The 8,248-nt window shown below is 71.2% G+C and carries 11 protein-coding genes; all 11 read right to left on the reverse strand.

Translation table 11 applies throughout. The features are described from left to right. Window positions 1-90: 90 nt before the first annotated feature. Window positions 91-552 carry a hypothetical protein gene (locus tag VFZ20_RS19330; RefSeq protein WP_329685573.1) on the reverse strand — a complete coding sequence of 154 codons (462 nt, stop codon included), beginning with the start codon at window positions 550-552 and terminating at the stop codon, window positions 91-93. A 100-nt stretch (window positions 553-652) separates the two neighbouring features. Then, window positions 653-1,168, reverse strand: coding sequence for a hypothetical protein (locus VFZ20_RS19335; RefSeq protein WP_329685574.1), 516 nt, complete (start codon window positions 1,166-1,168; stop codon window positions 653-655). A gap of 72 nt (window positions 1,169-1,240) precedes the next feature. Then, window positions 1,241-1,771, reverse strand: coding sequence for a hypothetical protein (locus tag VFZ20_RS19340; protein WP_329685575.1), 531 nt, complete (start codon window positions 1,769-1,771; stop codon window positions 1,241-1,243). Window positions 1,772-1,808: 37 nt separating this feature from the next. Then, complete coding sequence (locus VFZ20_RS19345) at window positions 1,809-2,087, reverse strand: hypothetical protein (protein ID WP_329685576.1); 279 nt, start codon at window positions 2,085-2,087, stop codon at window positions 1,809-1,811. Next, the gene (locus VFZ20_RS19350; protein WP_329685577.1) at window positions 2,084-2,860 is read right to left on the reverse strand and encodes a type III pantothenate kinase; all 777 of its coding nucleotides are present in this window, start codon (window positions 2,858-2,860) and stop codon (window positions 2,084-2,086) included. The genes VFZ20_RS19345 and VFZ20_RS19350 overlap by 4 nt, the downstream gene beginning before the upstream one ends. 248 nt (window positions 2,861-3,108) lie before the next feature. Next, on the reverse strand, window positions 3,109-3,426 hold the full coding sequence (locus VFZ20_RS19355; protein ID WP_329685578.1) for a Txe/YoeB family addiction module toxin: 318 nt from the start codon (window positions 3,424-3,426) through the stop codon (window positions 3,109-3,111). Continuing rightward, window positions 3,416-3,625 (reverse strand): hypothetical protein, encoded by a 210-nt coding sequence (locus VFZ20_RS19360; protein ID WP_329685579.1) that lies wholly within the window; start codon window positions 3,623-3,625, stop codon window positions 3,416-3,418. Before VFZ20_RS19360 ends, VFZ20_RS19355 begins: the two co-directional genes overlap by 11 nt. Before the next feature lie 200 nt (window positions 3,626-3,825). Continuing rightward, window positions 3,826-4,629, reverse strand: coding sequence for a biotin--[acetyl-CoA-carboxylase] ligase (locus VFZ20_RS19365; RefSeq protein ID WP_329685580.1), 804 nt, complete (start codon window positions 4,627-4,629; stop codon window positions 3,826-3,828). Beyond that, window positions 4,626-5,474, reverse strand: coding sequence for a carboxylating nicotinate-nucleotide diphosphorylase (nadC, locus tag VFZ20_RS19370; RefSeq protein ID WP_329685581.1), 849 nt, complete (start codon window positions 5,472-5,474; stop codon window positions 4,626-4,628). The genes VFZ20_RS19365 and nadC overlap by 4 nt, the downstream gene beginning before the upstream one ends. Beyond that, complete coding sequence (gene bshA / locus VFZ20_RS19375; RefSeq protein WP_329685582.1) at window positions 5,474-6,649, reverse strand: N-acetyl-alpha-D-glucosaminyl L-malate synthase BshA; 1,176 nt, start codon at window positions 6,647-6,649, stop codon at window positions 5,474-5,476. The genes nadC and bshA overlap by 1 nt, the downstream gene beginning before the upstream one ends. Before the next feature lie 330 nt (window positions 6,650-6,979). Then, window positions 6,980-7,912: a tRNA (adenosine(37)-N6)-dimethylallyltransferase MiaA gene (miaA, locus tag VFZ20_RS19380; RefSeq protein ID WP_329685583.1), complete on the reverse strand. Its 933-nt coding sequence runs from the start codon at window positions 7,910-7,912 to the stop codon at window positions 6,980-6,982. Between the last annotated feature and the right edge of the window lie 336 nt (window positions 7,913-8,248).

The raw sequence follows: 8,248 nt of genomic DNA on the forward strand, positions 1-8,248 counted from the left end.
CCCGCGCCCGCGCCCCGCAACCGGTTTCCAAAACGAGCGGAGGCGCGGAGAGAGGGTTCTCCGCGCCTCCGTTCGTCCATCCCGGATCGGCTAGTGGTAGTTGAAGTCGACGTTGAAGTCGGCGCGGCGCTGCCAGAAGTAGCGCATCCACAGCACGCTGACGGCGACGTACGCGATCAGCAGCAGGGCGTCCGGACTCTCGACGAGCACCATGCCGTAGCTGAGCGCGACATACCCCAGCTCGGCCATGGCCCCGTACCAGCCCCAGCGATTGAAGCGCTTGAGGTTGCGGGCCACCAGCCACTGCGCCACGGCACCCGCGGCCCCGAGCGCGGCCAGCTCCGCGTTTTCTTCCCAGGCGGCGCCCCGGATGACGCCGGCGGCAGCGATGACGGCTCCCAGGCTCGCCCACAGCCCCAGCCCCACCGCGGCCAGGGTGCTCAGCAGGATGAACAACGATGCCGGCCAGCCGTGCCGTGGCCCCGCCTCCGCGACCCGCGCGCCGGCCCGGGCATCGCCCCGCCGTGCGATCGTCGGTTCCGTCGAGCTCATGAAGTCTCCGGATGATGGATGGGGGCAAGGACCTGGAGCGAAACCGGCGCAGACGGCGATCACCCTCCGCGCGGCTTCGGCTCGTCCGTCCCGGGGCCGGCTAGAAGTCGAGATCGACGTCGAAGTCCGCGCGGCGCTCCCAGAAGTACGCCATCCACACCAGGTCGATGCCGATGCCGATGATGGCAACCGCCAGCGCCGCCGGCTCGGTGAGCAGCATGTCCACCTTGCTGAGCGTGAGCAATGCGAGCTCCGCCATGGCGCCGTACCAGCCCCATCGGGTGAAGTGCCGGATGTTGGTGGCCAGCGACCGCTGGACGACGCAGCCCAGCGCCAGGCCAGCCGCCATGAGCCCGGCGCCGCCCGCCTGCATCCACTCGCCTTCCCACATCAGGGCCACCGCCACGAATCCCACGACGACGGCCCCGATGCCGCAGCCGATCGCCGTCAGGTTGGTGAGGAAGATGAAGAGCGATGCAGGCCAGTTGTGCTCCGGCGCCGCCTCGCCGGCAAGCTGCCGGTCGCCCGCCGTGAGCGGGAGCCAGGCGGATGGCGGCGGCTCCAGGGCCGCGGCGTCGATCTGCTGCTGTCCGAACGTGGTTTCGGTGTGGCTCATGGCGCATCCTCCGAGGCGGTGGGATGGGCGGGAGGCCGGCGAAAAGGCCGGGTTCGGAGCCTTGTACGTCGATCAGCGCTGGAAAGTGTCAGAAAGCGCGCGACGATGGACGTCGGCCATGCGGGCCAGGCGCGCGGCGCGCCACGCCGGCGTCACCCAGCGGCGCTCGGGACTGCGCGAGGCACGCGCCGGCGGATCGGACCAGAACTGCCAGCGACGCGCCCACAGGTAGTGGACCAGCGCGAGCATCGGCGCGCAGCCGCCCGCGATCGCGGCCGCCTCGCCGGGCGACACTTCATCCAGCACCAGGACGACCTCGAACACGATGCGGCCCACCAGCAGCACGAGGAAGAACCAGCTCCAGGCCTCGAACCGGCGAAACGACTCGGCGATGAACGCGCTGAGGGCACCCAGGATCACGGTCCAGACCATCATCCCCCAGTCGCCGGGCGGATGCGGCTCCACGAGGATCGCGATGAGCATCGCCGTCGGGATGGCGCCGTACATCAGCGCGATGAGCACGTGGCCCGCTACGCCGTGCTCCGGCGGGCTCACGCCCAGCAGCTCCAGGTCGGGCGATTCCGGGGTTCGCGGCGCGTCCATGATCGTCGGGATTCCCCTGGAGGGTGAGAGATGCCGGTCAGCGGATCAGCCGGGCCCGTCGCAGCAATCCGTGGACCGCGTCCGTGGCGGTGTCGCGCCCCGTGCGCGCCGCCTGGATCAGCAGGGGGCCGAGGACGATCCCCCACGCTCCACCCGCCAAGTACCACGCATCGTCCCAGCGTCCGCGCGCGGCCAGGGCCACCATCCTCCCCGCGGCGATGACTCCGATGAGCAGCAGGAGTGGCCCCAGCACCCACGCCGCGCCCCGCGCGAAGGAGCCGATGCGCCGGACGCCCCCGTGCGACGCCGGATTCACGCCGCGCTCGCCAGGTGCTCTCGGGCGAACTCCAGGCCATAGAGCGTCAGGAACGGCTCGATCTTCTGCACGGTGCGGCAGTAGGGGCCAATGAGCTCCGCCAACCCGCCCGTGGCTACGACGAGCAGGTCGTCCAAACCCCACTCCTCGCGGATGCGGGTGACGGTGCCGTCGATGGCGTCCACGGCACCGTAGAACACGCCGCTCTGGATGCACGCCTCCGTGCGCCGGCCGATCACGCGCTGCGGCGGCACCAGCTCCACGCGGGGCAGCTTGGCCGTGCGCTCGGTGAGGTTGCTCGCCGCCGTCTTGACCCCCGGAGAGATCACCCCGCCGATGAACCGCCCGTCGCGGGTGATGCAGTCGAAGGTGGTGGCCGTGCCCAGGTCCACCACCACCGTATCCACGCCGAACATCCGCAGGGCCGCGAGCGTGTTGACGATGCGGTCCGCGCCCACCGTCAGCGGCTCCTCCACGTCCAGCGTGATGGGGAGTGGCGTGCGCGCGCCCACGGCCTGCGCCTCTACCTTGAGGTAGCGCCGGCAGGCGTCGGCCAGCGTGAGCGTCATCGCCGGGACGACGGAGCCGATGGTGGCCGCGCGGACGGGCGTGCCCCCCGCGCCCGCCGTGGCGAGCAGCTGGGTGAGCATGAGCCCGTACTCGTCGGCGGTGCGGCGGCCGTCGGTGCTCACGCGCCAGTGGCCGCGCAGCTCCGAATCGGCAAACCACCCGATGACCGTCTCCGTGTTGCCGACGTCGAAAACCAGGTCCATGGACGGCAAGTGCGAAAGTGCGAGAGTGCGGGATCTCAAGCCGAGAACGCGGTGCCCGCGCCTGAGCGGGTAAACCCGCCGCTGGTAAAGCGGTAAGCCCCGTCTCGCGCCGACGCGCTCTGCGAACGAGGCTTCAACCGACCGAGCCGCCGTCCCGGTGCACGTCGCCGAACTGCGCTGGGGCAGTCCGCGCAGGCGGACTTCGTGCCTTTCAGCGGCGAATTCATTCGCTCCTGGACGGCACGGGCTCAGCGCCGCTGATAGTGCCAGCGCGCCGCGAGAAAGTAGATCGCGGCGCCGCGCACCAGGTACAGCAGCCGGTCGCGATCAGTGATGCGCCGGGACCAGCGGCCGTGCTGGTCGTGTCTGAGCGCTTCCGGCTTTCCGATCTCGACGAACGGATCGCGGAGAATCTCTTCGACCATCCGCATCACCCGCAATGCCGTCCCGCGATCGGACTCGATCCAGTGCGTCAGGTCATCCCTGAACTCTCCAAGCACGATCGCCTGCCGATCTTCCGCGGGGACGGCAGGCGATGGCGCGGGCGCGCGCCGATCAGCGCGCATAGTCGAAAGGCTGCTTGACGCGATCCAGCGGCATGGACTCCACGCCCCACGCGGCCAGCTGCGCGTTGATCCTGCACAGCCGCTCCCGCATCACGGGTGACGCCCGCAGCAGGCGCATGGTTTCGTTGCGCTCGCGGCCCCGCCTTAGGCCGGCGCTCCACATGGGGCGGAGGCGGGTTCGGTGGATCTGCGTGTGCATCTCGCTCCAGGCGCGGTTGAGGGTGGCACGATGCGCATCAACGCTGCCGCAAATCCGCCGAACTGTCAACCCCGTCCACAATCCGCCATCCACACCCGCGGCACGCTCCAGCAACGCCGCGTAGATCCCACCGATCTCGCTGAATTCTTGGGGCTGATTTCGCTCCTTTGGCGTCCGGCGCGTCCCGGCACTTTCGGGCCTTATTGCGCGATCCGCACGGTGCCGGACGTGACCGTACGCAGCACGCCGTCCGTGTCGCGCAGGAGCAGGGCGCCGGCGGGGCTCACGCCCAGCGCGGTGCCCGCCGTCTCCGTGGCGCCCGTCACCGTAACGGGGCGGCCCTCCAGCGCGTCGCGGCGGCGCATGGCCTCCAGCAGCGCGCCCGTCAGCTGCAGGGGCGGACGCGCCAGGGCCCGCGCCACGGCCGACGCCACGGCGCCCGCCACCTCCGCCCGCGACGGGCTCCACCCGGCGGCGATGCGCAGGGACGTGGCCGTCTGCCGCACCTCGTCCGGAAAGTCGTCCGGCGCGTGCAGCACGTTGAGCCCGATGCCCACGATCACGGCGCCCGGCTGTCCGCCGTCCCAGCTGCCCTCGCACAGGATGCCGGCGATCTTGCGCCCGGCCAGGTGCAGGTCGTTGGGCCACTTGACCTGCGTGACGACGGGGCGGATGAACGGATCGATGGCGTCCGCCGCCGCCAGGCCCACGAGGATGGGGAGCAGCCCCGGCGCGGCCAGGGTCGACGGGCGCGTGACCATCGACATCCACGCGCCCAGCCCCGCCGGCGACGACCACGCGCGGCCGCCCCTGCCCCGCCCCGCCGTCTGCTCCTCCGCCAGGACGAGCGTGCCGTGGGGCGCACCGGCGTCCGCCAGGGCCCGCGCCGCGTCGTTCGTGGAGCCGATGCGGGCGTACAGGTGCACGCCGGGCAGGCCCCAGCGCGCCGCCAGCTCGTCCGCCCCCGCGCCCTCCCAGCGGTCCGCGATCCGCGAGTCCGTCACGACTCCGCGCGCAGCTGCAGCGACAGGTCCAGCGACGGCGCCGAGTGCGTGAGCGCGCCGATGGAGATGAAGTCCACGCCCGTCCGTGCGTACTCGGCGATGGTCTGCAGGGTGATGCCGCCGGACGCCTCCGTCTCCGGCCGCGGATCGGCATCCGCCAGCAGATCCAGGGCGGCGCGGATCTGATCCGGCGTCATGTTGTCGAACATGATGCGGTCCACACCGGCCGCCAGCGCCTCGCGCACCTCCTCCAGCCCCGTCGTCTCCACCTCCACGCGCAGGCCGCGGTCGTTGCGCGCGCGGACGGCCTCCACCGCCGCGGTGATCCCGCCGGCGGCCGCGATGTGGTTGTCCTTGATCATCACCATGTCGTGCAGGCCCACGCGGTGGTTGGCGCCGCCGCCGGCCAGCACGGCCGCCTTTTCCAGCCGGCGCATCCCCGGCGTGGTCTTGCGCGTGTCGATCACCCGCGCGGAGGTGCCGGCGACCGCCCGCGTGTACGTGCGCGCGACGGTCGCCACGCCGCTCAGCCGCTGCATGAAGTTGAGCGCCGTCCGCTCCGCCGTGAGGATGGACCGCGCGGAGCCGCGGACGGTCATCGCCCGGTCGCCCGGCTCCACGGCCGTGCCGTCGGGCGCGTCGACGTGGATCTCCAGCGACGGGTCCACGCGGCGAAACACCTCCGCGGCCACCTCGCTGCCGGCGATCACGCCGGGCTGCTTGGCCACGATGCGCGCCTCGGCCCGGCGCGCCTCCGGCACCGTCCACAGGGTCGTGAAGTCGCCCGGGCCCACGTCCTCGTCCAGGGCCGCGTCGATGAGCGCAATGGCGTCGCGGGTCAGCATCAGTCGTCTCCTCCGGCGGCCAGCTGCGGCTCGGCGGGCGCGGACGCATCGCCCGCGATCACCCGCTCATAGTAGCGCTCGTACTGGGGCACGATCACGTCCGCGCCGAACCGCTCCACGGCGATCTGCCGCGCGGCGTTGCTCATCCGCACCCACGTGCGGTCGTCCGCCAGGATGCTGACGGCGGCGTCGGCCATGGTCTCCACGTCGCCCACGTCGCCCATGTGGCCCGTGACGTCCTCCTCCACCACCTCGGGAATGCCGCCCGCGCGCGTGGCCACCACGGGTACGCCGGCCGCCATGGCCTCCAGCGCCACGAGGCCGAACGACTCGCTGGCGGAGGGGAGGAGAAGGAGGTCGGCGCAGGCCAGCAGCTCGGCCACGGAGTCCTGCTTGCCCAGGAAGATCACGCGGTCCGTGATGCCCAGCGCGTCCGCCTCGGCCGTGGCGACGGGCCGCTCGGGGCCGTCGCCCACAAAGACGAGCTTGGAGGGCACCTGCTTGTGGATGCGCGCGAAGATGCGGACGACGTCGGCGATGCGCTTGACGGGGCGAAAGTTGGAGACGTGCATCACCAGCATCTCGCCCGGCGGCAGGAACGCGTCCTTGTGGCACTTGTACGCCGAGCGGTCGTACAGCCGGGGCTCCACGAAGTTGTGGATGACCTCGATGCTGTCGGCGCGCACGTCGAACCGGTCCACCGTCTCGCGCTTGAGGTAGTCGGAAACGGCCGTGATGCCGTCGGACTTCTGGATGGAAAAGCGGGTGATGTCGAAGTAGCTGCGCTCCTGCCCCACGAGCGTGATGTCGGTGCCGTGCAGCGTCGTCACGATCTTGAGGGGGTACCGGTCGCCCAGCATCTCCCGGGCGATCCACGCGCTGGTGGCGTGGGGGATGGCGTAGTGCACGTGCAGCAGGTCCAGCTTTGCGCGGATGGCTACCTCGTGCATCATCGCCGCCAGCGACAGCGAGTAGTTGTTGTGCTCGAACAGCGGGTAGCGCGTGGTCTCCACCTCGTGGAAGTACACGCGCTCCATGAAGTGCGGCAGGCGAAACGGCTGGGCGTACGAGATGAAGTGGATCTCGTGCCCGCGCTGGGCCAGCTCGATGCCCAGCTCCGTGGCGATGGCGCCGGAGCCGCCGTACGTGGGATAGCAGGTGATGCCGATCTTCATCTAACGGCAGTGCGAAAGTGCGAGAGTGCGGGAGTGCGAAAGTAACGGCGGCTGCCAGCACGTCCGTTCGCACCAATACACCTGCGTCCAGCCGACGGCAAGGCGGTGCTTGCGGATCTGATCCGGTACGGCCGACTCTCAGTCGGAGCGAATGAATTCGCCGCTGGAAAAGCACAAAGTCCGCCTGCGCGGACTGCCCCAGCGCAACGCGTCTGTGTGCACCTGGAGCCAAATACCAGCTGTTGAAGCCTCACGCAGTTTGTGAGGCTTTCCGCAGTCGTTGCGGCGGCTTCAGCCGCTCCGGCTGGAGGCCGCCCCTTAGGTACCGTCCTACCCTGCCGCCCGGTTCCACGCGGCGACGATCTCGTCCACCAGCTCCGCGCGCGGCCGCGTGGCGTCCAGCCAGACGGCGCCGTCGGGGAGCTGCTTGCGGAACCACGTGAGCTGGCGCTTGGTGTAGTCGCGCGTGTTCTTGCGCGCCAGGTCCAGCGCCTCGTCCAGCGTGCGCTCGCCGCGAAAGTACGGGAACAGCTCGATGTACGCGTGGGCGTTGAGCCCCGGGGCGTGCTCGCCGTACCTGGCGACGAGGCCGCGCACCTCGTCGAGCAGTCCCGCGTCTACCATCTCCGTCACGCGCCGGTCGATGCCGGCCCACAGGCGCTCGCGCGGCACCTCCAGCACGAACGGGACGACGGGCACGGGCGGATCCGCCGGCGGCGCGTTGCGGTGCCACCACGGCAGCGTGCGGCCCGTGAGCAGGGGCACCTCGATGGCGCGCATCAGCCGCTGGCGTCCGCCCCACGTCCGCAGCCGCTCGGCGGATTCCGGGTCCAGGGCCCCCACCCAGCGGTGCAGCTCCTCGTCCGTCTGCCGGTCCATCCAGGCGTGCAGGCGCTTGCGGCGCTCCGCGTCCAGCTCCGGCTCCTGGAAGATGGGATGCGTGAGCGCGCGGAGAAAGAAGCCGGTGCCGCCCACCAGCAGGGGCACGCGCCCGCGGCCGCGGATCTCGGCGATCTTTTGCCGCGCGTAGTCTGCCCAGCGCGCGGCGTTGAAGCGCTCCGAGGGCTCGGCGATGTCGATGCCCCAGTGCGGGATCTCGGCCCGTTCCTCCACCGTGGGCTTGGCCGTGCCGATGTCCATGCCGCGGAAGACGGACCGCGAGTCCATGGAGATGACCTCGCCGTCCAGCCGCCGCGCCACCTCGATGGACAGCGCCGTCTTGCCCGTGCCCGTGGGGCCCACGATGGCGAGCGCGTCAGGCATGGGCCCTCCCCCGCTCGCCCAGGCTCGCACCCTCTCCCGCAAACTGCGCGGGAGAGGGTATACACTTCGAACAGGCACTCGCGCGCGTGGCGAAGCCCGCGTGGCGACGGATGGCCGTCGCTGCGCGACGGGGGGCCCTCTCCCCCGCCGCCTGCGCCGCTCGTTCCTCGCGGCTCGGCGTCGACCCCTCCCCCAACTTCGGGGGAGGGGTTGGCGAGAAGGCGAGATCCTGCACGGTGTTCAAGTCGCGTCAGCGCGGGTCTCCTCTCTCCGCGAGAAACGAGCGGGGAGAGGCCGGGAGAGGGGCGGGCTGCTCCCGGCGCGAACCCGCCCATC

It is taken from the genome of Longimicrobium sp. (genome assembly GCF_036280135.1).
In the GTDB taxonomy this organism is placed as follows: Bacteria; Gemmatimonadota; Gemmatimonadetes; order Longimicrobiales; family Longimicrobiaceae; genus Longimicrobium.

Bases quoted from the DNA above. Each gene is read 5' to 3' on its own strand.
- nadC (WP_329685581.1), bottom strand. From the start codon at position 5,474: ATGCTGACCCGCGACGCCATTGCGCTCATCGACGCGGCCCTGGACGAG.
- VFZ20_RS19350 (WP_329685577.1), bottom strand. From the start codon at position 2,860: ATGGACCTGGTTTTCGACGTCGGCAACACGGAGACGGTCATCGGGTGG.
- bshA (WP_329685582.1), bottom strand. From the start codon at position 6,649: ATGAAGATCGGCATCACCTGCTATCCCACGTACGGCGGCTCCGGCGCC.
- VFZ20_RS19360 (WP_329685579.1), bottom strand. From the start codon at position 3,625: ATGCACACGCAGATCCACCGAACCCGCCTCCGCCCCATGTGGAGCGCC.
- VFZ20_RS19330 (WP_329685573.1), bottom strand. From the start codon at position 552: ATGAGCTCGACGGAACCGACGATCGCACGGCGGGGCGATGCCCGGGCC.
- VFZ20_RS19355 (WP_329685578.1), bottom strand. From the start codon at position 3,426: ATGCGCGCTGATCGGCGCGCGCCCGCGCCATCGCCTGCCGTCCCCGCG.
- VFZ20_RS19340 (WP_329685575.1), bottom strand. From the start codon at position 1,771: ATGGACGCGCCGCGAACCCCGGAATCGCCCGACCTGGAGCTGCTGGGC.
- miaA (WP_329685583.1), bottom strand. From the start codon at position 7,912: ATGCCTGACGCGCTCGCCATCGTGGGCCCCACGGGCACGGGCAAGACG.
- VFZ20_RS19335 (WP_329685574.1), bottom strand. From the start codon at position 1,168: ATGAGCCACACCGAAACCACGTTCGGACAGCAGCAGATCGACGCCGCG.